The sequence below is a fragment of the Microbacterium terregens genome (assembly GCF_039534975.1).
Classification (GTDB): domain Bacteria; phylum Actinomycetota; class Actinomycetes; order Actinomycetales; family Microbacteriaceae; genus Microbacterium; species Microbacterium terregens.
The window spans coordinates 2,144,023-2,165,968 of record NZ_BAAAWH010000001.1; the positions used below are offsets into that span (position 1 = coordinate 2,144,023).

Below are 21,946 nucleotides of genomic sequence, written 5' to 3' on the forward strand. Positions count from 1 at the left end.
GAAGCTCCCCGGTGATGCCGGATCGATGCTCGTCCCCCGATTCTACGCACCCGATCGCAGCCGCAGGGCGCTACGTCTGACGCATGTTTCTGTACACGATCCAGTAAGTGCTCAACAGTGGCAGGATGGTTGGCTGTGACAACCACACATACCGCCTCGCCCCTGTCCCCGTCAGCCACCCCTGTGCGGCGCGTCGCGTGGGCATCCATGGTCGGAACCTCTCTCGAGTCGTTCGACTTCTACGTCTTCGCCTACTTCTCGGCGTACTTCATCGGCCCGCTGTTCTTCGAGCCCCTCGGCCCGTTCGGCGCACAGCTGCTGGCCTTCTCGACCGTCGCCGTGGCGTTCATCGTCCGCCCCATCGGCGCCGTCCTCTTCGGCTATATGGGCGATCGGCTCGGTCGTCGCACCACGTTGCTGTGGACCGTCGGCATCATGGGCGTCGCCACCGGCCTCATCGGGCTGTTGCCCACGTACGCGCAGGCGGGATGGCTCGGCGCCATCCTGCTGGTCATCCTCCGGATCGCACAGGGACTCTCGCTGGGCGGCGAGTGGGGTGGATCGATCCTGCTCGCCACCGAACACTCCGGACCGCTCAAGCGCGCGTTCTACGCCGCCATCCCGCAGCTCGGGTCTCCGGTCGGTTCCATTCTCTCGGCCACGCTGTTCATCGTGATGACCCTCGTGCTGCCCGCCGAGGAGCTGGCCGCGTGGGGATGGCGCATCCCGTTCCTGATCGCCTTCCCGCTGCTGCTGGTCTCGCTCTATCTGCGCTGGTCGATCGACGAGACGCCGGTCTTCCGCGAGGTCGTCGCCGAGAAGCGCAGGGAGCGCGTCCCCTTCGTGACGATGTTCACCGCGAAGCCCGCTGCGGTGGCGATCGCGATCGGCGCCGCTCTGCTGGGCATCGGCTCGTATTCGCTGATGAACACCTACACGATCAACTACGGCGTCGCCGAGCTGGGATTCAGCTTCCAGGATCTGCTGGTCGCGACGACGGTCGGCGGTCTGCTCCAGCTCATCACCATCCCGCTGTTCGGTGCGTGGGCGACGCGGATCGGTTCGGCCCGCGTCGTCGCGTGGGGGGCGCTGGGCACGTTGCTGATCACGTTCCCGATGTACTTCCTGCTGCAGTTCGCGACGTTCCCGATCCTCGTGGCCACGATGATCGTGGGCGGAATCCTTCCGACGATGTCGTGGGCCGCGCTCGGCGGCCTCATGAACGACCTCTTCCCCGATCGGTTCCGGTACTCGGCGCTGTCGATCTCGTACGCGATCGCGGCGACGGTCAGTGGCTTCGTACCGGCGGTGACTCTTGCGATCGGCGAAGGGACGGGCTTCGCCTGGTGGCACCCTGGTGTCGTGCTGGCGCCCATGGCCGTGATCACGCTGGTCGCCGCCATCGCCGCGTCGCGCCGTCGCCCGGAGCCCGAGCTTGCGACCGAACCGGAGTCCGCGACAGCGCTCGTGTAGGCGCGTACGCGCGCCGGCTCGGGCGCTGTCGCCACACCGGGCTCCGCGGGGTGGTGCGCAGCCACCGCGTAGCGTGGAGTGATGCCCCGCCCGCCCGTCCTCGCTCCTCCCCGCGTGTCGCCGCCCGATCTGCCTCCGCACCTTGAGGAAGGCAGTCGTCCGGTGCGCGGTGGCTCGTGGTCGCAGGTCCAGTGGACCGCGCTGGAGCCGATCACGGATGCCGCGCACACCGACATCGCGGAATCGGCGGTGGTCGCGGCATCCGTCGATCGTCTCGATCTGACCGGCGCGACGCTCATCGATGTCGAGATCCGGAACATCCGCGCCACCGCGCTCTCTGCGCGGTCAGCGCGATTGCGGCGGGTTCGGATCCTCGCCGGCCGGATCGGGACGCTCGACCTGGCGGACGCGGAGATCGACGAACTCGAGCTGCGCGATGTGCGGATCGACTACCTGTCGCTCGCCGGAGCTCGCGTCCACGACCTGGTGGTCGCCGGTTGTGAGCTCGGCACCCTGGACATGCCGCAGGCCAAGGTCTCGCGCGCAGCCTTCGCGGACACCCGCGCGGACGAGGTGGATACGCGGGCGATGCGCGCGCGGGATCTCGACCTGCGCGGACTCGACGCGGTGTCCTACCTCGATCTCACCTCGCTGCGCGGCGCCACGTTCTCCGCACGTCAGGTCGCATACCTCGCGCCCGCGCTCGCGGAGGCACTCGGCATCCGGGTCCTCGACTGACACGCGGCGGGCTGCGCCGCCGGTTCCTGAGGTCGTGGTCACCCCAGGCCCTCAGGAGAGCGCCTTCGCGCGGCGACTACGAGGCGAGATGCAGTCCCTGCCCGACCGCCCGCATGATCACGTCCTGCACCTCGTGCCAGCGATCGACCACCTGACGGTAGCCGACGCGAATCACGTGATACCCGAGGAGCATGAGCTGGGCATCGTGAGCGATGTCCTCTTCGCGTTGCCGCCCGACGTGATGACCACCGTCGATCTGCAGGACGAGCCGCTCTCCGATGAGGAAATCGACGCGGTGACCGGCGATCCACGTCTGCGGCACGATCCGCAGCCGCAACCACCTCAGCCGGGGCACGACGAAGGACTCGAGCCCTGAGTCCGAGAACGGGTTGGCCGCGGCCAGCACCCTCCGCGCACGCTCGGGCAGGGCAAACCGCGAAAGGCCGAGCGCCGAAACGAGCTGCGTGCGCATCGCCGACTCCCACACCGCGAGGGCGGATTCGAACGGTTGACACATCGCCACGAGGTACAGCACGTTCTCGATCGGGTCGACCAGTGCGCCCGGATGCCGCGGCACGAGCGGTGCGGTCCAGTGAACAGTGGCGGGAGGGTCGCCATTCGACGAACGCGCATGCCGTGCGATCCGGACGCCGCCCGAGTGCGGCGGAGCGGCCACGTGCACGCCGTCCTCGGCGAGCACCCAGAGCCCGAGCCTGGCGGCCTGCGTGACGCAGGTCAGGACGACGCCCGCCCGCGCAGCCGCCAGCATGCCGGGATCCGCGTCGGGAAGTGCCAGCCACCCGCGTCTCGGGCGCACCAGCGCACCTGTGCGGACAGCATCCGTCAGCTCCCTGTTCGTCGCTCCCTGGTCGCGCAGCTCACTCGATCGGGCCAGTCTCCCGCGGCGGCGCACGAATCCGACAGCATCCATGAACGTCAGCATCGTTCTGCTCCGGCGTAGAGGACGCACCGTGTCTCGATCACGTGCACTCGTCACCGGTGCCCGCGGTTGGGGAGCAACGGCGGGCCGCCGCTGCGGAACGGATGCGGCGTGAGGGTGTGGTCACTGCTGAGGGTCGAAAGTGCCCTCGGCGCCCTCGCGAGTCACCACCCCCTCGGCAGGGAACGCCCGTGACGCTCCGCTCACGGGGAGCACGCGCACGCCCACGCTAGAATGGGCGGACATCCCACACTCAGGCACGCTCACACAGTGCCGCACATATCGCCAAGGAGACCCTCATGGCCGACGCGCAGATCCCGGACAAGCCCGCCCTCGAAGGTCTGGAAGCGAAATGGGATGCCGCATGGCAGGGCCAGGGCACGTACCTGTTCGACCGGGCTGAAGCCGTGCGACGTGGGCGCGCCGGCGTGTACTCGGTGGACACTCCCCCGCCGACCGCCTCGGGCAGTCTCCACATCGGCCATGTGTTCTCGTTCACGCACACGGACGTCAAGGTGCGTTTCGAGCGCATGCGCGGCAAGTCCGTGTTCTACCCGATGGGCTGGGACGACAACGGCCTGCCCACCGAGCGGCGCGTCCAGAACTACTACGGAGTGCGCTGCGACCCTTCGCTCGCGTACGACCCGGGCTTCACTCCGCCGTACGAGGGCGGTGACAACAAGAGCTCGCGCGCAGCGGACCAGGTGCCGATCAGCCGCCGCAACTTCATCGAGCTGTGCGAGACCCTCACCGCGCAGGACGAGGTCACCTTCGAGGAGCTCTTCCGCCAGCTCGGGCTGAGCGTCGACTGGACGCAGACCTACCGGACGATCAGCGACGACACGATCCGGGTCTCGCAGCTGGCGTTCCTGCGGAACCTCGAGCGCGGTGAAGCGTTCCAGGCGATGGCCCCGACCCTGTGGGACATCGACTTCCGCTCCGCGATCGCACAAGCCGAGCTCGAAGACCGCGAGCAGCCCGCTGCCTACCATCGACTCGCCTTCCACAAGTCGGACGGCTCCGGCGACGTCTTCATCGAGACGACTCGCCCTGAGCTGCTGCCGGCCTGCGTGGCACTGGTGGCGCACCCGGACGACGAGCGCTATCAGACCCTGTTCGGCTCCACCGTGCGCACACCCCTGTTCGATGTCGAGGTGCCGGTTCTCGCGCACCCGCTTGCCCAGCAGGACAAGGGGTCGGGCATCGCGATGATCTGCACCTTCGGCGATGTGACCGACATCGTGTGGTGGCGCGAACTCGATCTCCCGAACCGCACCATCCTCGGCAAGGACGGCCGGGTACTCGCTGAGGCGCCCGATGTGATCGTCACCGAGAAGGGCAAGGCGGCGTACGCCGAGCTCGCCGGAAAGACAGTGTTCAGCGCCAAGAAGCGGGTGGCGGAGCTGCTGTCCGAATCCGGGGAGCTCATCGGAGATCCCAAGCCGTTCTCCCACGTCGTCAAGTTCTACGAGAAGGGCGACCGCCCCCTCGAGATCGTCTCCACCCGCCAGTGGTATCTGCGCAACGGCGCCCGCGACGAGGTGCTGCGCGACAAGCTCATCGAGCTCGGGCAGCAGATGTCGTGGCACCCGGACTTCATGCGCGTGCGCTTCGAGAACTGGACGAACGGACTCACCGGCGATTGGCTGGTGTCACGACAGCGCTTCTTCGGCGTGCCGATTCCGGTCTGGTACGCGCTGGACGAGCAGGGCGAGCGGGACTACAGCCGTGTGCTGGCGCCGGCGGCCGAGCGGCTTCCGGTCGACCCGACCAGCGATGTGCCCGCCGGCTTCACCGAAGCGCAGCGCGGGGTGCCCGGTGGCTTCGACGGCGAACGGGACATCTTCGACACCTGGGCGACGTCGTCGCTGACCCCGCAGCTGGCCGGCGGATGGCAGCGCGATGAGGAGCTGTGGTCGCTCGTCGCGCCGTTCGATGTGCGCCCGCAGGGGCAGGACATCATCCGTACCTGGCTGTTCTCCACCATGCTGCGCAGTGCGCTGGAGGACGACCGCGCTCCGTGGACGGATGCCGCGATCTCGGGCTTCATCGTGGACCCGGACCGCAAGAAGATGTCCAAGTCCAAGGGCAACGTGGTCACGCCCGCCGACATCCTGCACCAGCACGGCTCCGATGCCGTCCGCTACTGGTCGGCGTCGAGCCGCCTGGGCACGGATGCCGCCTTCGATCCGCAGAACCCGACACAGATCAAGATCGGGCGTCGCCTGGCCATCAAGATCCTCAACGCCGCGAAGTTCGTGCTCTCGTTCCCGGTGCCCGAGGGCGCTGAGGTGACGCACGCGCTCGACGCATCGATGCTCGCGACGCTGGACGGTGTGATCCGCGACGCGACGAAGGCTCTGGACGCCTACGACCACGCACGCGCCCTCGAGATCACCGAGTCGTTCTTCTGGACCTTCTGCGACGACTACCTCGAACTCGTCAAGGAGCGCGCCTACGACCGTTCCGACGTCGGCCAGGCCTCGGCCGCGCTCGCGCTGCGGATCGCGCTGTCGACCCTGCTGCGGCTGTTCGCGCCGGTCCTGGCGTTCGCCACCGAAGAGGCGTGGTCGTGGTTCAACGACGGCTCGGTGCACACCGCGCCGTGGCCAGAGGCGCTCGGCATCGACGGAGACCCCGCCGTGCTCACGGTGGTCGGCGACGCCCTGATCGGCATCCGTCGGGCCAAGACCGAAGCGAAGGCCTCACAGAAGACAGCAGTGACACGCATGACGATCGCCGCCCCCGCGGAGTCCGTCGCCCTGATCCGGCTGGCCGAGGGAGACCTGAAGGCCGTCGGACGGATCGCGGAGATCACTTACACGGATGCCGAGGCGATCGCCGTGTCCGGCATCGAACTCGAGCAGCAGGAGGGCTGACATGCAACTGGGCACACGATGGTCTGCGGGAAGCGAACCGCCCGCGTCGGTTCCGGCGTCGCTTCGCGCGCAGATCGACGCCGTGGAGAACGCGATGCCGGTCGACCAGCTCGGTCAGCCGGCACCGCGCTGGACGCTGACCTGGCTCGAGGGCAAGCCGATCGCCGAGTTGGACACCGGCGTGATCGTCAGTCTGAACGAGGAGGGCGACGCCGTCGTCCGCCACGACGAGGACGACGACTTCGCCTGACCGCTGATCACTCCTCCGCCTCGGCCCCGGCGTGCCGCGTCCCGACGACCAGAAGTCGACTGGCGACGAGCGCCGCGACCACGACGACACCCGAGGCGAGCAGGAACGGCAGTCGCAGGTCGATGCGCGCAACCCATCCGCCCAGAAGCGTCGCGATGGGGAAGAGCCCCCACGTGAGCATTCTGATGATCCCCAGGACACGACCGAAGAGGTGCCCGGGAACGATCTGCTGACGCAGCGCTCCCCACGGGACGTTCCATGTGGAGACGGCGAAGGCGAACAATCCGTACGCGAGGACCGCGCTGACCACGCCCGGCGCGAGGCCGGTGAGCAGCATCGCCAGCGCCGCGACGAAGTTCGCCGCGAACATGACCCATCCACGGCCGAGCCGCGCCACGATGTGCGGTGCCGCGAGCGAGCCGACCAGGGCGCCCACGCCGATACCGGCCGTGACGAAGCCGATGGCGGCGGGTGCGACGCCCTGCTCGTCGAGGAAGTAGAGGATCGTCCCGGCCTGCGCGAACGCGAATGCGCAGCCGACGAGGGAGGTGAAGACGACCATCGCACGCAGATAGTGGTTGCCCCAGAGGTACGCGATCGCCTCCCGTGCGGGCACGGTGGGCCGCGGGAGGGGTGCGGCGATGGGCTCCGCGGTCGGCCCGGCGACATCGATGTCCGGGGCGCCGGGATTGGTCACCGCCGCGGAATCCGCGAGCGTGCGATCTCGAAGCGGACGAGCCGCCGACAGCGGCAGCACGAGCGCCAGCGCGATCGGCACGACGTAGCCCGCGGTGCCGACCCAGAGGGGCAGCGCGAGGGCGACGGCGAACAGTACGCCGGCGATGGGCGTCGCGATGAAGCTGTCGATCGTGACCTGGGCCGCCTGCATTCGACCATTGGCCCGATCGAGATGCGCGCGCCGGACCACGCCGGGGATGACGGCGTTGGTGGCGTTGTCGAAGAGCGTCTCGCCGAGACCGAAGACCAGGGTGCCGAGGAAGAGCGCCCACAGGCTGATCTGCCCGGTTGCGGTGAGGATCGCCAGCCATAGTGCGACAACCCCCCGGATGCCGTTTGCCGCTGCCATGATGATGCGGCGGTCGAAGCGGTCGACGATCATCCCCGCAGGCAGCCCGAACACCAGCCAGGGCACGAACGCCACAGCGCCGATCACCGCGATGGCGAGCGGATCGCGCGTCAGCGTCGTGGCGATCAACGGAACAGCGGTGCGCCCGAGTCCGTCGGCCAGATTGCTGAAGGCCGCAGCGGTCCAGAGCTTTCCGAAGTCGCGGCCGAGCGGCCCCTTGCCCGCCCCCGCGACCGTTGTCCCAGTCGTGCGGCCCGTCACGCCGGCCGCGTCATCCGCAGCGTCCGTGTCGACGGCCTCGGTCATCGCGGAAGGAGCCCGACCGCACCACAGGCCTGGGCGCTGCTGCGGAAACGCGCAGCGCGCGCCTGAGTTTCGGCGGCGCGCCTGTAGGCCACGCGTCCCCGACGTTCGAGACGAGTCGCGACGAAGCCGTCGAGCGCGGACGCCGCACGCAGCAGAGCGCGCTCGAAGGTCGTCGCGCGGGTGAGCGTGCGCGGAGCGGAGATGGCGGTCATGATCAACCTCCCAGTTCGGGAAGCGGGAACACGTCGGCCCGTATCGTCACGGGGCGGACGTCCTCGCCGGTCTGATTGCGGTAGTTGTCCACGGCGTCGTCGATCAGCGCCATGATCTTCACGGAGAGCTCCTTGCTCTGCTCCGGTGTGAGTCGCGCGGTGGCGGTCGAGATCATGCTCCCGTCCTGCCACTGCTCTGCACTGCCGGAGAGTCCCCCGTGAATGAAGGCCATGAGCTGGTCGTGACGATTCTGGAAGAACTCGTTCATCACGATCTGCGTGGCCGCGCGTCCCGCCGGCGTCTTCATCGCGTCGGGATTGGCGAACGAGACCCCGCCGGCGGGGCGTTCCCACCAGCGTTCGCGGCCGGTGCCCCGGTCGCTGATCTCCTGGATGAGGTCCTGCTTGGCAAGCGCCCGCAGGTGATAGCTCGTCGAGCCGCTGGACTCGCCGAGCTTCTCAGCGAGCGAACTCGCCGTCTGCGGGCCGTACTGACTGAGGATGTCGTAGATGCGGACGCGCAACGGGTGCGCCAGTGCACGCAGCGCCCCCGTGTCCAGGACGCGGTCACCCGAGTGGTGCTCCTCGACGCGGGCCGCGGCATCCGGAGTGTCCGTGGTGTTCTCCATGAGCTCCACGATAGAGGTGCAAACCACTCTTTGCAAGGGTTTCTTTGCAACTGATGGTTTGCAAACGAACGGAGGTGGCTCAGGAGGCGAGACTAGGCTTGCCGCATGGCGAACGAGAACCCCCTGCTGTCCGCGAGCCCACTCCCCTACGGTCTGCCGGATTATGCAGCGATCCGCCCGCAGCACTACCTTCCGGCGTTCCATGCGGCGTTCGACGCGCAAAGGGGCGAGATCAGCGCCATCACCCGCCTGCGGGCGAGACCGACGTTCGAGAACACGATGGTCGCCCTCGAATCCAGCGGCCGGCTGCTGGGCGAGGTCGCCCGCACCTTCTACACCGTCTCTTCGGCCGACTCCACTCCAGAGATCCAGCAGATCGAGGAGACGCTCGCACCGTTGATGTCCGCTCACCAGGACTCGATTCAGCTCGATGCGGACCTCTACCGGCGGATCAAGACTCTTCATGAGCAGCGCGAGGACCTCGGTCTGGATGCCGAGCAGCGCTATCTGGTGGAACGCCACTTCCGTGAGATGTCGCACGCCGGCGCGGGGCTGGACGACGCGGCCAAGGAGCGACTGACCGCGCTGAACCAGCGGCTCTCTACCCTGACGAACACCTTCGAGAAGAACCTGTTGCGTGACACGAACGAGCTTGCCGTCATCTTCGACGATGTCGCAGAGCTCGACGGCCTCGCCGAGGGCGAACTCTCCGCTGCCGCCCAGGCGGCAGCCGACCATGGGCTCGAGGGCAGATGGATGGTGACGCTGACGCTGTTCACGGGGCATCCGTACCTGTCGACGATGACGAACCGCGCCAGCCGCAAGCGCATCCTCGATGCCTCCCGGGCGCGAGGATCCCGGGACGGCCAGAACGACAATCGGCCTGTGCTGCGCGAGATCGTGAAGCTCCGCGCCGAGCGCGCGGCTCTGCTCGGATACAACTCGCACGCGGCCTACGTCACGTCGGACGAGACGGCGGGCTCGCCCGAGGCGGTCCACGACCTGCTGCGCCGCTTGGCGGTGCCCGCGGCCCGGAACGCTTCGCGCGAGCAGGCTGCGCTGCAGGCGATCATCGACGCGGAGCCGGAGCCGTTCCCCCTCGAGGCGCACGACTGGCCGTTCTACACCGAGCGGGTGCGCGCCGCCGAGTACGATCTGGATCGCTCGGCTCTGCGTCCGTGGTTCGAGGCGGAGCGGGTGCTGCGCGACGGCGTGTTCCACGCGGCGACCGAGCTCTACGGGATCACGTTCGAGGAGCGCGGCGACCTGGCCGCCTACCATCCGGATGTGCGGGTGTTCGAGGTGCGCGATGCCGACGGCTCGACTCTGGGGCTGTTCCTTCTCGACCTGTATACCCGCGACACCAAGCGCGGCGGCGCCTGGATGAACTCGATCGTGCTGCAGTCGCGTCTGCGCGGAACACAGTCGATCGTGGTGAACAACCTGAACGTGCCCAAGCCGGCGGACGGCCGCCCCACGCTCCTCACACTGGATGAGGTCACCACGCTGTTCCACGAGTTCGGGCACGCGCTGCACGGCCTGTTCGCGACAGTCACGTACCCTCACTTCGCGGGTACGAACGTCTTCCGCGATTTCGTCGAGTTTCCCAGCCAGGTCAACGAGATGTGGATCTATTGGCCGGAGATCCTCGACACCTATGCTCGCCATGTCGAGACGGGTGAGCCGCTCCCCCGTGATGTCGTCGAGAAGCTGCGCGCTTCGGAGGCGTTCAACCAGGGATTCGCGACGAGTGAGTACCTTGCCGCCGCGTGGCTCGATCAGGCGTGGCACTCGTTGGATGCGGAGGCGGCGGCGGGCGACCTGGACGTGGCAGCGTTCGAAGCGGCCGCGCTCTCCGACATCGGCCTGAACAACCCCGTCGTGCCCACCCGCTATTCATCGACGTACTTCGCCCACGTCTTCTCCGGCGGCTACAGCGCGGGCTACTACTCGTACATCTGGAGCGAGGTGCTGGACGCCGACACGGTGGAGTGGTTCCGCGATAACGGTGGGCTGCAGCGCGCCAACGGCGAGCGGTTCCGCGATCGTCTGCTCGGCGTCGGTGGATCGAAGGATCCGCTGGAGGCCTACCGTGACTTCCGCGGACGGGATGCCGAGATCCAGCCGCTGCTGGAGCGTCGCGGGCTCGCGGGCTGAGCCGCTCAGGAGAGCAGACCGAGCGCGACTGCGAAGGCGCGGGTGCGCGCCGCCATCGCGTCGGGGACCTCGGCGACAGCGAAATGACCGCCCACGTCGAGGCGCTCGAACACGCGGAGATCCTGGTAGAAACCTCGCGCCAGCGACTCGGGATAGTCATACTCGTGCCGCTGGATGAACACCGCGGCCGGCACTCGCACCGGCGGAATCGGACCCGGCGTGTCCGCGCCCTCGTAGTACGGGCGAAAGGAGCTTCCGATGCTCTGCGTCACCCAGTAGATCATCGCCTCGGTCAGTATCCGCTCCCGGGAGATACGCGCTTCCACTGCGGCGGGGTCTCCCGGCGGCGTGTCGCTCCACTCGACGAGCTTCTCGGCCAGCCACGCGAGCAGACCGGCGGGTGAATCATTCAGCGCCGCCGCCAGCGTGTCAGGGCGGGTGGCCTGGACGTGACCGTATGCCCCGTCCTTCTCATGCGAGGCGGCCAGCCGTGCGAAGAAGGCGCGCTCTTCGAGCGACGTGACCTGATGACGCTCGTCCGGGGTCGGGAAGTGCGCGTGCGTGACGAGGACCCCGGCGACCGCGTCCGGATGCGACGCGGCGATCAGGTCGTTGACGTTGGCGGACACGTCCTCCCCGTAGGTGAGGTAGCGGCGATAGCCCAGAACATCCGTCATGAGCGTGTGCAGGGTCACCGCCAGGCGCCGTTCCGTGACGGCGCCTTCGGCGTAGGGCGTGGAGAAGGCGAAGCCGGGAAGGCTGACCACGACGACGTGGAAATCGGGCAGCAGATCGGCGAAATCCAGTTGCAGCGCGAATGTGTGCGGCCAGCCGTGCATGACCAGCAGCGCCGGGGCATCGGCTCGGGATGCCCGGAGATGCGCGAAGTGGATCGTCGTGTCCTCGATGTCGGCGAGGAATTGCGGATGCCGTCCCAGCCATCGCTCCCGCGCGCGCCAGTCGAAGTCCCGCCAGGATTTCACGAGCTGACGATGGTAGGCCGCGGTCATCCCGGAGCGTGGACGGCGCGGCGAGTCATCGAGCAGACGACTGCGCGCGAGCCGGTCCCGCAGGTCGTCGAGGACAGCATCCGGCACGGACAGCGTGAACGGCCTGACGAAGGTCATGGCGAAACGCTACGAGCTGTCACCGACACCACGGCGGGTTCGCTGCCGCCGAGTGGGGTTCAGGCGCTCTTGCGAGCCCGTCGGCGGACGAAGGTCGGTGCTGCGCCGGTGTGGACCGCTTCACGGGTGACCACGACCTTCTCGATGTCGTCGTTCGAGGGGATGTCGAACATGATCGGTCCGAGCACGTCTTCGAGAATCGCCCGCAGTCCTCGGGCGCCGGTCTTGCGCTCGACGGCGAGATCGGCGATGGCCTCCAGCGCGTCGGTCTCGAATTCGAGCGCCACGCCGTCGATCTCGAACATGCGCTGATACTGCTTGACGAGCGCGTTCTTCGGCTCGGTCAGAATCTCCATCAGAGCGACCTGGTCGAGCGGCGTGACCGATGCGACGACCGGAAGTCGTCCGATGAACTCGGGGATGAGCCCGAACTTGTGCAGGTCTTCGGGTCGCACTTCGCTGAACAGGCTCAGATCGTCGCCCTTGTTGTGCAAGGGAGCGCCGAAGCCGATGCCGTGCTTGCCGACGCGGCTGGAGATGATGTCCTCCAGCCCGGCGAACGCACCGGCGACGATGAACAGCACGTTGGTCGTGTCGATCTGGATGAACTCCTGGTGCGGGTGCTTGCGCCCGCCCTGCGGCGGCACCGATGCGACCGTGCCCTCGAGGATCTTCAGCAGCGCCTGCTGAACGCCCTCGCCGGAGACGTCGCGGGTGATCGAGGGGTTCTCGGCCTTCCGCGCGATCTTGTCGACCTCATCGATGTAGATGATGCCGGTCTCTGCGCGCTTGGTGTCGAAGTCCGCGGCCTGGATCAGTTTGAGGAGGATGTTCTCTACGTCCTCGCCGACGTATCCCGCTTCGGTGAGCGCCGTGGCGTCCGCGACGGCGAACGGGACGTTCAGGCGCTTCGCGAGGGTCTGGGCGAGGTAGGTCTTTCCGCAGCCCGTCGGTCCGATGAGGAGGATGTTGCTCTTCGCGATCTCGACCTCGTCGGCGCGCTGCTCCGCGCTCTGGATGGTGCCGTGGGCGCGGATGCGCTTGTAGTGGTTGTAGACGGCCACCGACAGCGCGCGCTTGGCAGCGACCTGGCCGACCACGTACTCCTCGAGGAAGGCGAAGATCTCGCGCGGCTTGGGCAGGTCGAAATCCGAGACGACGCCGGTCGAGGATTCCGCCATGCGCTCTTCGATGATCTCGTTGCACAACTCGACGCACTCGTCGCAGATGTAGACACCCGGCCCGGCGATCAGCTGTTGGACCTGTTTCTGACTCTTTCCGCAGAAGGAGCACTTGAAAAGGTCGGCACTCTCACCGATGCGCGCCATCAGGCTCTCCTCATTTCATGCGGTGAGGGCGTCGCCCCCATAGCGACGGGATCCCTGCCCCGGCTGTCCTCAGAGCCTAACCGCTGGCGTCGACATGCGGAGGGATTGGGACGCGCATTGTGAAACCGTGGCCCGGGTTTCTGCTCACGGCGGAACGCCCGGACACGGAACGCCCCGCCGCCTCTGCGAAGAGGCGGCGGGGCGTTCCGGTCATCTGCTACTTGGTCAGCGCGGCGGGGATGCGCTTGCGCGTGGTGAGCACCTGGTCGACCAGACCGTACTCGACCGCCTGCTTGCCGTCGAGGATCTTGTCGCGGTCGATGTCGCGGTTGATCTCTTCGACCGCACGGTTGGTGTGCTTGGAGAGCGTGTCTTCGAGCCACGTCCGCATGCGCAGGATCTCGGCCGCCTGGATCTCGATGTCCGACGCCTGGCCGTGGCCGGCCTCGCCCATCGACGGCTGGTGGATCAGGACGCGCGCGTTGGGCAGCGCAAGGCGCTTGCCCGGTGCGCCTGCGGCCAGCAGCACGGCCGCAGCCGAAGCCGCCTGCCCGAGAACCACGGTCTGGATCTGGGGCGAGATGTACTGCATCGTGTCGTAGATCGCCGTCATCGCGGTGAACGAGCCACCGGGCGAGTTGATGTACATGATGATGTCGCGGTCCGGGTCCTGGCTCTCCAGGACGAGGAGCTGCGCCATGACGTCATCGGCCGACGCGTCGTCGACCTGCACGCCGAGGAAGATCACGCGATCTTCGAACAGCTTGTTGTAGGGGTCCTGGCGCTTGTAGCCGTAGGCGGTGCGCTCCTCGAACTGGGGCAGGATGTACCGGCTCGAGGGCAGGGCGAGGCCGTTGCCTGCGGTGCCGCCGAAGGTGGGGATGCTCATGTCGCTGTTGTTCCTTCTCATTCGCCTTCGCTCACTCCTGGTCAGTTCCGCCGCCGCCGACGACGTCGCCGAGATGGGCGCGGATGTGGTCGACGAAGCCGTACTCGAGCGCCTCCTGGGCGGTGAACCAGCGGTCGCGGTCACCGTCTTCGTTGATCTGATCGACGGTCTTGCCGGTCTGTGCAGCGGTGATCTCGGCGAGGCGGTTCTTCATCGAGACGATGAGCTGCGCCTGCGTCTGGATGTCGCTGGAGGTGCCGCCGAAGCCGCCGTGCGGCTGGTGCAGAAGCACTCGCGCGTTGGGCGTGATGTATCGCTTGCCCTTCGTTCCGCTGGTCAGCAGCAGCTGGCCCATGGACGCGGCCATGCCGATGCCTACGGTCACGATGTCGTTCGGGACGAACTGCATGGTGTCGTAGATCGCCATACCGGCGGTGATCGAGCCGCCGGGAGAGTTCACGTACAGGAAGATGTCCTTCTCCGGGTCCTCTGCGGCGAGGAGGAGGATCTTTGCGCAGATTTCGTTCGCGTTGTCGTCACGCACCTCCGAGCCCAGCCAGATGATGCGGTCTTTCAGCAGCCTGTCGAAGACGCTGGTAGCGACAAGGGGTTCGGCCATGTTCACTCCTGATTCGGTGGTCGTGGCTACGAATCTACCGGCGCGTCGCATCCGACCCGGCCGTGTTCGCCCTGGGCAGAGTATCCGCCGCCCCGGACGAGATCCTCGGCGTACCCGAGCACCGACCGCGTGTACATGTGCAGGTGCGGCGCGAGCGCGAGAAGCGCGACGGATGCCGCCTCCCGCTCGTTGCCGGACGAGACGAGGGCGAGCGCGAGGAACGCGGCGACCTCGTCATGCAGCGGAGCGCCGGGACCGCGTTCATACTCCGCGCGCAGCAGACCAACGGCCTCGTCGATGCGACCGAGGTTGCGGATCGTGCTGGCCAACTGGATGACCGCCTGCGTGCGGTGCTTCTCGTCCAGGCCGGCGGCGAGAGCCGCGCGGTAAAGGGGCTCCGCCTCGGCCTCGTGCCCGGCTGCATCGCGCGACCCGGCCCGTTCGAACAGGGCCCGCGCGTCGCCTTGAGGGCGTTCGGCCGCGAGGGCGTCGATCCGCGCCATCACCTGCTCGTCGCGCAGTGAATCATCCGCCCAGACCGCGGCGACGCGGTCCTCCCAATCGCTCACATCTGCTCCCATACCGCCCACGAAAAGAGGGGACGGATGCCGCGGCATCCGTCCCCATCATCGCCGGTGTCGGCGACTACTCCTTCTCTGCGGCCTTCTTCTTGGCCGGGGCCTTCTTGGCGGCGGCCTTGGCCGGGGCCTTCTTGGCGGCCTTCTTCGGCTCTTCTTCGGCTCCGATCACGACGTCGGCCTCGGCAGCGGCATCCGCGATCTCCTCGGCCTCTTCGACGACCTGATCCTCAGCGGCGGCCTCGTCCTCGACCGACACGAAGCCGGTCAGGTCGACAGTCGCGCCGGTGGTGTCGACGACCTTGACCTTGCCGAGCGCGACGGCGAGAGCCTTGTTGCGCGCGACCTCGCCGACCAGCGACGGCAGCTGGTTGTTCTTCTGCAGTGCCTCGATGAAGTCCTGCGGGGCCATGCCGTACTGAGCGGCGGACTGCACCAGGTACTGGGTCAGCTCGTCCTGCGAGACCGAGACGTTGAGGTTCTCGGCGATGGCGTCCAGCAGCATCTGGGTGCGGAACTGCTTCTCGCTCGCCTCGGTGACCTCGGCGCGGTGCGTGTCGTCTTCGAGGCGGTTCTCGCCTTCGAGGTGAGTGTGCACCTCGTCCTCGATCAGCTTCGGGGGCACCGGGATCTCGACCTGCGTGAGCAGCTGCTCGACGAGCTTGTCGCGGGCGGCGGATCCCTGGGTGAAGGTCGACTGCTGCGCGACGCGGTCCTTCAGGCTGTCGCGCAGCTCGGCGAGCGTGTCGAACTCGCTGGCGATCTGCGCGAAGTCATCGTCGGCCTCGGGAAGCTCGCGTTCCTTGACGGCGGTGACCACCACGGCCACCTCCGCCTCTTCGCCGGCGTGGTCGCCGCCGATGAGCGTGGAGCGGAACGTCGTCTCTTCACCCGCGGTGAGGGAGTCGATCGCCTCATCGATGCCCTCGAGAAGCTCGCCGGAGCCGACCTCGTACGAGATGCCCTCGGCGCGATCGATCTCGGTGCCGTCGATGGTGGCGACGAGATTCAGCTCGACGAAGTCGCCGGTCGCTGCCGGACGGTCGACGGTCACGAGCGTTCCGAAGCGCGCGCGCAGGCGGTCGAGCTCCTCGTCGATCGCGGCCTCGTCGACCTCGATGGCGTCGACCTCGATCGTGGTTCCCTCGAAGGCGGGCAGCTCGAAGTCGGGGCGGACATCCACTTCGACCTCGACCTCGAGGTCGCCGGAGAAGTCCTTCTCGTTCGGCCACACCACGACGTCGGCGTTCGGACGGCCGAGGACGCGCAGCTCGTTGGCCTCGACCGCCTCGCGGTAGAAGGTGTCCAGCCCTTCACTGACCGCGTGCTCGAGCACAGCGGTACGACCGACGCGCTGGTCGATGATGGGGGCCGGAACCTTGCCCTTGCGGAAACCGGGGATCTGCACGTCCTGCGCGATGTGCTCATATGCGTGAGCGATGCTCGACTTGAGCTCATCGGGCGAAACCGTGATGTGCAGCTTCACCCGGGTCGGGGTGAGCTTCTCGACGGTGCTATTGACCATGCCTGTTCGTTCTCCTCGTGATCGACCGCGTGCCAGCGCGGCAGCTGAAGGTCTGGGTATGTGGGACCGTTACGTCGGGGCGACAGGATTTGAACCTGCGGCCTCCCGCTCCCAAAGCGGGCGCTCTACCAAGCTGAGCTACGCCCCGGGCGGGTGCACAAGCGAACACGTGCTGATCGGCCCCCAGAAGTCTAGCCGAACCGCGGGTGCGTCACCTGAACGCGGGGCGTCACGAGAACAGGAAAAATCGCGGGATCAGGAGAATCTCACCAGAATCGTCCTGATCTGGCTCAATCTCCTGACTCCGCGAGGCGCATGCCCACGTGGCCCGTGTCAGAGAGATCGGTTCGGCATGTCATAGAATCGACGATGCCGTGACTTGCCGATACGGAGTGCGACTCTCGGCCGACAACTGAATACTCCTCTCCGACGGCAACTCGTCGGATGCGGGGCTGTAGCTTAGTGGTAAAGCCTTAGTCTTCCAAACTAATGATGCGGGTTCGATTCCCGTCAGCCCCTCCAATGCCCTCACGTGCGACTCAGGTCGCGCGGGAGGGCATTCGTGCGGATTCCGTAGGAAGCGATCCGCTTCGGGGGTCCCGCTCCGCCGGCGGCTCCACACGCCGGCGCAGCCGGTGAGTGGAGTGGCGGAGTGTTCGATTCCCGTCAGCCCCTCCAAGGCCGCCCGTTGCGACCACCATTGACAGCGCCCCGCCCGTCTGGGAGCTTCCAGGTGGATCTTCCTCGTCACGCGGGAAGGACATCGCGATGGCCAAGAACCCCGAGAAAGCCTCCTACCGTCATCGGGCGCGCATGCATCCTCGTCGTCCGGCGTCGAGCCTGGCGGAACGCTGGACGATGGTCGACGGCGTGGACGTGTTCTACCGGGAGTCGGCGAACCCGCCGGATGCGCGTGTCATGACCCACCTGCACGGCTTCGGGCTCTCCGGACGCTACCTGCTGCCGACCGCGGAGCTGCTGGCCGACGAGTTCCACACCCTCGTCCCGGACCTTCCCGGATTCGGTCGCAGCGGGAAGGCGGGCAGCGGACTGGACATCCCCGACCTCGCGCACTCCGCGGCACGCTTCCTCGACGCACGGGGAGTCGCGACGACCAGCCTCGTCGGCAACTCGATGGGCTGCCCGGTGATCGTCGAATTCGCGCATCACTACCCTGAGCGGCTCGAACGCGCGGTGCTCGTCTCGCCGGCGGGCGGCATCCACAATCAGCCCCTCCGTCGCGCGGTGGGTCAGCTCGCCCGTGATGGCGGCCGCGAGCCGCGCAAGATGATCACCGTCGCGACGCCGGACTATCTCCGCTTCGGGGTGCCCAGCACCTTCAGGATGTTCCGGGCCCTCACCCGCTACCCGTCGCTGCAGCGCCTGCTCGAGCTGCGGGTCCCGACGCTGGTCGTGCTCGGAACGCGCGATCCGCTGCTGCCCGGACCGGCGCGCATCAAGGAAGTCGCATCGCAGGATCAGAACCACGTCCTGGTCGTGGTGCTGGAGGGTGCGGCCCACGCCATCAACTTCAGTCACCCCACCGAGCTGGCGCACATCATCCGCCTGTTCATGGACGATCGCCCGATCGTGGACGTACCGAGCCAGTCCGCAGCGCGCGTCTACGAGATCCATCGCGGTGCCTACCACCCGGTGGCCACCGACGACTGAGCGCGCAGCGTCTCAGATCGAGATCGAGAAGCCGCCGTCGGCGCTCAGGAGCTGGCCGGTGACCCACCGGCCGCGCGCGGAGACCAGGAACGCGACGACCTCCGCGACCTCCGCGGGCGCGCCCAGCCGCCCGCCGGGCTGCATGCCGGTCAGCACGTCGCGCACTTCGTCCGTCATCCAGCCCGTGTCGATCGGACCGGGATTGAGCACGTTCGCCGAGATCCCCCGCGGCGCCAGTTCCCGGGCGGCGGAGATGACGATGCGATCCAGGGCGGCTTTGCTGGCACCGTACGGCAGATTGCCCGTCGTGTGATCGCTCGTGAGCGCGACGATCGCCCCGCCGGCATCCGCCTGTCGCGCGAACTCGCGGATCAGCAGCCAGCCGGCGCGCGCGTTGATCGCGAAGTGACGGTCGAACTCCTCCACGGTCGTGTCCAGGATGCCGGATTCGATGTCCCACGCGTGCGACAGGACGAGCGCTGCGACCTCGCCGAGTTCGGCGCGGGCGGTGGCGAAAAGGGATGCCGCGGCATCCGCTCGCTCGAGGTCGACCGGCACGTCCACGACGCGCGCACCCTCGTCGCGCGCCTGGGCGATCACGGACTCGAGGCCGGCAGCGGCGTCGGCACCGAACACCGCCTCGTCGGCAGGCTGCCATCGACTCAGCACCAGATCCCAGCCCTCGCGCGCCAGTACGCGCACGATGCCCGCCCCGATGCCCTGAGGGCGGCCGACGCCGGTGACCAGCGCGACGGGTCGACTCATGCGTTCGACTCGGCCCCGGCGTGGCGAACGCTGTGCGCGCGGTAGCCGTCGGCGTTGCGCAGGATGCTCTCGCGCTCCCCCGCGGTCAGTTCCCGGCGCACCTTCGCGGGCACCCCCGCGACCAGGGATCCGGCGGGGATGACCGCTCCCTCGAGGACGACCGCGCCGCCGGCCACCAGACACCCGTCGCCGATGACAGCGCCGGAGAGGATGACGCTGCCCATCCCGATCAGGCAGCCGTCGCCGATCGTGCAGCCGTGGACGACGGCGTTGTGGCCGACCGACACGTTCTCGCCGATGACGACCGGGGAGCCGCGGTCGACGTGGAGCGACACGTTGTCCTGGATGTTGCTGCCCGCGCCGATCGTGATGCTGTCACCATCGGCCCGCAGGACCGCGTTGTACCACACACTGGCGCCGTCGCGGAGGGTCACCGCCCCGATGATGCGAGCGCCGGCCGCCACGAACGAGGTCTCTGCAAGGTCCGGTACGGCGCCGTCGAGGGGAAGGACGGAGGCCTGGGAGGAGACGGTCATGCCTTCGACCATATCGCCGTGTCCGCACCCCGCCGCGCGCCTGCGCCGCTCATCCCGCCCGGGCAACCCCCGCCGTGAGCGCGTCCTGCAGCGCCTTCACGTACCACGGAGCAAGCGTGTCGGCGAAGGTCACGGTGAGGTGGTCCTGGTCGCGATAGACGTTCGCGCCGCCCACGACGGGTGCGCAGGTCTCGTCACCGCAGAAGACGTCCGTGAAGTCCAGAAGCGTCACGCCCGCCACGCCGGTCGCGGCGTCCCGTAAGGGATCGTCGGCGACCATCAGCTCTGAGCGAGGACCGTCGCACTCCGCCATCCCGCGCGTGCGCAGGCACTTGTTGGGGTCGGTCTCCCAGACCGGGTTGTCCACCACGGTCACGACCGGGATGCCGCGGTCGAGCACTTCGCCCCAGGCGTCCCGATAGCCCGCGACGGCCGCGTCCTGCACCGAGTCGTACCCGGCGGAGGAATAGGGGGTCGTGGCGATCGCGGCGGTGAAGACGGCATCCAGGTCGCGCTCGGCCAACTGCGCGCGCACGCCGTCGCGCCATTCGGTGCAGGCGGCGCCGAACGCGCCGGGGGTGGAGAGCGGGGTGGTGTTCCACGGGCACGCGCCCTTGAAGTAGGTCACCAGGTGCCAGCCGTTCTCGTCGGCCATGCGCTGGAATGTCGAGAGCAGCTGGTAGGCGTGGCTGTCGCCGATGAGCGCGATGCGGGGGGCGTCGGCAGCATCCGATCCGAACTCGCACGAGACCGGCCGCGCGTCGTTCAGCTGCACGAAGCACTGCTCGTCGGTGGGACGATCGACGCCGGCGAAACCGGGCGCCGGCAGGATCGTCTCGCCGAAGTCGGTGCCCTCGCAGGCGGTATCGAGTACGACCGCCGCGCCGAAGCATTCGGGGGGATCCTCGCGCAGCTCCTGGATCGCGCGCACCCCGTCGGTGTATGCCGGAGCGTTGACGGCCCACGCGAGGCCGGCCGTTCCGGCGACCGCGAGCATCGCGGCCAGTGACGCCCACAGCGTCACCCGCGCGGGCCGCGAGGTGAGCACTTTCCACCCGCGCGCGGGATCCTCGACGAATCGCTTGGTCAGCCAGGCCAGGATGAAGCAGATTCCCAGGAGCGCGACACGGTGATAGATCGTGAGCCCCCAGAAGGGCACGGACGGGGCGATGATGATCAGCGGCCAGTGCCACAGGTACAGCGAATACGAGATGTCACCGACGAACTGCGCGGGTCGCAGGGCGAGCAGCCGCGTCGGGTACCACCACCGCTCGGTGTTGGATGCCGCGATCACCGCGGCGGCGCCCAGTGTCGGCAGCGCTGCCGCGTAGCCGGGGAACGGCGTCTGGCCGTCGAAGCGGAAGATCACGAACACCAGCACGGCGATGCCCGCCCAGCCCAGCAGGAAGCTCCCCACCGCGTTGCGGATGCGCAGCGCCGGAACGAGGGCGACCATCGCACCGACCCCGAACTGCCACATGCGCCCGAATGTCACGAAGTACGCCGGTGCCGGGTCGGTCATCGTGAAGACCACGCAGAAGACGAACGAGATCGCGGTCACCGCGGCCAGGGCGATGATGACCGCGCGGCGACGCGACCCCCGGAACCACTTCACCGCGACCCATGCGGCCAGCAGCATGATGAGCGGCCACATCACGTAGAACTGCTCTTCCAGCGACAGCGACCAGTAGTGCTGGACCGTCGTCGGATCCCCGCCGTGGTTCAGGTAGTCGGCAGAGTTCAGTGCCAGGTACCAGTTCTCGACGTAGAAGGTCGAGGCGAGGATCTCGCGCACCTCGTTCGGCAGGGCGGAGGTGGGTGTCAGGTACGGCGACATCGCGACGAGGGCGCAGAAGAGAAGGACGAGAAGGGATGCCGGCAGCAGCCGCCGCGCTCGACGCCCCCAGAACTGCCCGAGCCGGACGGTACCCGTGGCGGTCAGCTCCCGCATGAGGTGAGCCGTGATCAGAAAGCCGGAGATGACGAAGAAGACGTCCACGCCGACGTATCCGCCCGAGAACCTCGCCGGCCAGAAGTGGTAGAGCACGACCGCCAGCACGGCGATGGCCCGCAGACCCTGAACGTGCGGGATGAACCGCGACGGCTCCGCGTGCTCCGGCGAGCGATCGGTCGGCTCGCGCCGAACCGGGCGCGAAGGATCGGCCAGATGCTGCGGTCCGAGGTCATGGTCGGCGGAGGGCACCCCTCGACGTTAGTCGCTGAGTCCCGGCATCCAC

At 67.9% G+C, this 21,946-nt stretch carries 19 protein-coding genes and 2 tRNA genes; 7 read left to right on the forward strand and 14 right to left on the reverse strand.

Annotated elements, in window-relative coordinates:
- Positions 1-135 precede the first annotated feature (135 nt).
- On the forward strand, positions 136-1,473 hold the full coding sequence (locus ABD655_RS09835) for an MFS transporter (protein ID WP_344713588.1): 1,338 nt from the start codon (positions 136-138) through the stop codon (positions 1,471-1,473).
- 81 nt (positions 1,474-1,554) lie between these two features.
- Complete coding sequence (locus ABD655_RS09840; protein WP_344713590.1) at positions 1,555-2,211, forward strand: pentapeptide repeat-containing protein; 657 nt, start codon at positions 1,555-1,557, stop codon at positions 2,209-2,211.
- A 76-nt stretch (positions 2,212-2,287) separates the two neighbouring features.
- On the opposite strand, the gene ABD655_RS09845 is transcribed toward ABD655_RS09840, so the two are convergent.
- A complete protein-coding gene (locus tag ABD655_RS09845; protein ID WP_344713592.1) occupies positions 2,288-3,154 on the reverse strand; it encodes an endonuclease domain-containing protein in 867 nt (288 codons plus the stop codon).
- Between the two features lie 296 nt (positions 3,155-3,450).
- Here ABD655_RS09845 and valS point away from each other — a divergent pair, with 296 nt between their 5' ends.
- Both valS and ABD655_RS09855 read left to right on the forward strand, forming a co-directional pair.
- Positions 3,451-6,030, forward strand: a complete 2,580-nt coding sequence (valS, locus tag ABD655_RS09850; RefSeq protein ID WP_344713594.1) for a valine--tRNA ligase — start codon at positions 3,451-3,453, stop codon at positions 6,028-6,030.
- Position 6,031: 1 nt separating this feature from the next.
- Positions 6,032-6,280, forward strand: coding sequence for a hypothetical protein (locus tag ABD655_RS09855; protein ID WP_344713596.1), 249 nt, complete (start codon positions 6,032-6,034; stop codon positions 6,278-6,280).
- Positions 6,281-6,287: 7 nt separating this feature from the next.
- Here the strand turns inward: ABD655_RS09855 and ABD655_RS09860 are convergent, their stop codons facing one another.
- The 3 genes from ABD655_RS09860 to ABD655_RS09870 are packed head-to-tail and all read right to left on the reverse strand — an operon-like array spanning position 6,288 to position 8,514.
- The gene (locus ABD655_RS09860; RefSeq protein WP_344713598.1) at positions 6,288-7,673 is read right to left on the reverse strand and encodes an MFS transporter; all 1,386 of its coding nucleotides are present in this window, start codon (positions 7,671-7,673) and stop codon (positions 6,288-6,290) included.
- The gene (locus ABD655_RS09865; protein WP_344713600.1) at positions 7,670-7,885 is read right to left on the reverse strand and encodes a hypothetical protein; all 216 of its coding nucleotides are present in this window, start codon (positions 7,883-7,885) and stop codon (positions 7,670-7,672) included. Before ABD655_RS09865 ends, ABD655_RS09860 begins: the two co-directional genes overlap by 4 nt.
- A gap of 2 nt (positions 7,886-7,887) precedes the next feature.
- A complete protein-coding gene (locus ABD655_RS09870) occupies positions 7,888-8,514 on the reverse strand; it encodes an ArsR/SmtB family transcription factor (RefSeq protein WP_344713603.1) in 627 nt (208 codons plus the stop codon).
- Positions 8,515-8,619: 105 nt separating this feature from the next.
- Here ABD655_RS09870 and ABD655_RS09875 point away from each other — a divergent pair, with 105 nt between their 5' ends.
- Positions 8,620-10,671: a M3 family metallopeptidase gene (locus ABD655_RS09875; RefSeq protein ID WP_344713604.1), complete on the forward strand. Its 2,052-nt coding sequence runs from the start codon at positions 8,620-8,622 to the stop codon at positions 10,669-10,671.
- A 5-nt stretch (positions 10,672-10,676) separates the two neighbouring features.
- Here ABD655_RS09875 and ABD655_RS09880 read toward each other — a convergent pair whose 3' ends face one another.
- The 7 genes from ABD655_RS09880 to ABD655_RS09910 all read right to left on the reverse strand — a co-directional run bounded on the left by ABD655_RS09880 (position 10,677) and on the right by ABD655_RS09910 (position 16,885).
- Positions 10,677-11,798 carry an epoxide hydrolase family protein gene (locus tag ABD655_RS09880; protein ID WP_344713605.1) on the reverse strand — a complete coding sequence of 374 codons (1,122 nt, stop codon included), beginning with the start codon at positions 11,796-11,798 and terminating at the stop codon, positions 10,677-10,679.
- A gap of 59 nt (positions 11,799-11,857) precedes the next feature.
- A complete protein-coding gene (clpX, locus tag ABD655_RS09885) occupies positions 11,858-13,126 on the reverse strand; it encodes an ATP-dependent Clp protease ATP-binding subunit ClpX (RefSeq protein WP_344713606.1) in 1,269 nt (422 codons plus the stop codon).
- A gap of 217 nt (positions 13,127-13,343) precedes the next feature.
- The gene (locus ABD655_RS09890; RefSeq protein WP_344713607.1) at positions 13,344-14,015 is read right to left on the reverse strand and encodes an ATP-dependent Clp protease proteolytic subunit; all 672 of its coding nucleotides are present in this window, start codon (positions 14,013-14,015) and stop codon (positions 13,344-13,346) included.
- Between the two features lie 31 nt (positions 14,016-14,046).
- Positions 14,047-14,634, reverse strand: coding sequence for an ATP-dependent Clp protease proteolytic subunit (locus tag ABD655_RS09895; protein WP_344713608.1), 588 nt, complete (start codon positions 14,632-14,634; stop codon positions 14,047-14,049).
- Positions 14,635-14,660: 26 nt separating this feature from the next.
- Positions 14,661-15,203 carry a tetratricopeptide repeat protein gene (locus tag ABD655_RS09900; protein ID WP_344713610.1) on the reverse strand — a complete coding sequence of 181 codons (543 nt, stop codon included), beginning with the start codon at positions 15,201-15,203 and terminating at the stop codon, positions 14,661-14,663.
- A gap of 76 nt (positions 15,204-15,279) precedes the next feature.
- Complete coding sequence (gene tig / locus ABD655_RS09905; protein WP_344713612.1) at positions 15,280-16,737, reverse strand: trigger factor; 1,458 nt, start codon at positions 16,735-16,737, stop codon at positions 15,280-15,282.
- Between the two features lie 74 nt (positions 16,738-16,811).
- A tRNA-Pro gene (locus ABD655_RS09910) sits at positions 16,812-16,885 on the reverse strand.
- Positions 16,886-17,185: 300 nt separating this feature from the next.
- Here ABD655_RS09910 and ABD655_RS09915 point away from each other — a divergent pair.
- Positions 17,186-17,259, forward strand: a tRNA-Gly gene (locus ABD655_RS09915).
- 246 nt (positions 17,260-17,505) lie between these two features.
- Entirely contained in the window at positions 17,506-18,408 is a 903-nt protein-coding gene (locus ABD655_RS09920) for an alpha/beta fold hydrolase (protein ID WP_344713614.1), read from the forward strand.
- A gap of 12 nt (positions 18,409-18,420) precedes the next feature.
- Here ABD655_RS09920 and ABD655_RS09925 read toward each other — a convergent pair whose 3' ends face one another.
- The 3 genes from ABD655_RS09925 to ABD655_RS09935 are packed head-to-tail and all read right to left on the reverse strand — an operon-like array spanning position 18,421 to position 21,912.
- Entirely contained in the window at positions 18,421-19,173 is a 753-nt protein-coding gene (locus tag ABD655_RS09925; protein ID WP_344713615.1) for an SDR family oxidoreductase, read from the reverse strand.
- Positions 19,170-19,709 (reverse strand): gamma carbonic anhydrase family protein, encoded by a 540-nt coding sequence (locus ABD655_RS09930; RefSeq protein WP_344713617.1) that lies wholly within the window; start codon positions 19,707-19,709, stop codon positions 19,170-19,172. The genes ABD655_RS09925 and ABD655_RS09930 overlap by 4 nt, the downstream gene beginning before the upstream one ends.
- Before the next feature lie 49 nt (positions 19,710-19,758).
- Positions 19,759-21,912, reverse strand: a complete 2,154-nt coding sequence (locus ABD655_RS09935; protein WP_344713619.1) for an acyltransferase family protein — start codon at positions 21,910-21,912, stop codon at positions 19,759-19,761.
- Positions 21,913-21,946: the final 34 nt, after the last annotated feature.

Coding starts and splice junctions, on each gene's coding strand:
- ABD655_RS09840 (WP_344713590.1), top strand. CDS start 1,555: ATGCCCCGCCCGCCCGTCCTCGCTCCTCCCCGCGTGTCGCCGCCCGAT.
- ABD655_RS09845 (WP_344713592.1), bottom strand. CDS start 3,154: ATGCTGACGTTCATGGATGCTGTCGGATTCGTGCGCCGCCGCGGGAGA.
- valS (WP_344713594.1), top strand. CDS start 3,451: ATGGCCGACGCGCAGATCCCGGACAAGCCCGCCCTCGAAGGTCTGGAA.
- ABD655_RS09855 (WP_344713596.1), top strand. CDS start 6,032: ATGCAACTGGGCACACGATGGTCTGCGGGAAGCGAACCGCCCGCGTCG.
- ABD655_RS09860 (WP_344713598.1), bottom strand. CDS start 7,673: ATGACCGAGGCCGTCGACACGGACGCTGCGGATGACGCGGCCGGCGTG.
- ABD655_RS09865 (WP_344713600.1), bottom strand. CDS start 7,885: ATGACCGCCATCTCCGCTCCGCGCACGCTCACCCGCGCGACGACCTTC.
- ABD655_RS09870 (WP_344713603.1), bottom strand. CDS start 8,514: ATGGAGAACACCACGGACACTCCGGATGCCGCGGCCCGCGTCGAGGAG.
- ABD655_RS09875 (WP_344713604.1), top strand. CDS start 8,620: ATGGCGAACGAGAACCCCCTGCTGTCCGCGAGCCCACTCCCCTACGGT.
- ABD655_RS09880 (WP_344713605.1), bottom strand. CDS start 11,798: ATGACCTTCGTCAGGCCGTTCACGCTGTCCGTGCCGGATGCTGTCCTC.
- clpX (WP_344713606.1), bottom strand. CDS start 13,126: ATGGCGCGCATCGGTGAGAGTGCCGACCTTTTCAAGTGCTCCTTCTGC.
- ABD655_RS09890 (WP_344713607.1), bottom strand. CDS start 14,015: ATGAGCATCCCCACCTTCGGCGGCACCGCAGGCAACGGCCTCGCCCTG.
- ABD655_RS09895 (WP_344713608.1), bottom strand. CDS start 14,634: ATGGCCGAACCCCTTGTCGCTACCAGCGTCTTCGACAGGCTGCTGAAA.
- tig (WP_344713612.1), bottom strand. CDS start 16,737: ATGGTCAATAGCACCGTCGAGAAGCTCACCCCGACCCGGGTGAAGCTG.
- ABD655_RS09920 (WP_344713614.1), top strand. CDS start 17,506: ATGGCCAAGAACCCCGAGAAAGCCTCCTACCGTCATCGGGCGCGCATG.
- ABD655_RS09925 (WP_344713615.1), bottom strand. CDS start 19,173: ATGAGTCGACCCGTCGCGCTGGTCACCGGCGTCGGCCGCCCTCAGGGC.
- ABD655_RS09930 (WP_344713617.1), bottom strand. CDS start 19,709: ATGACCGTCTCCTCCCAGGCCTCCGTCCTTCCCCTCGACGGCGCCGTA.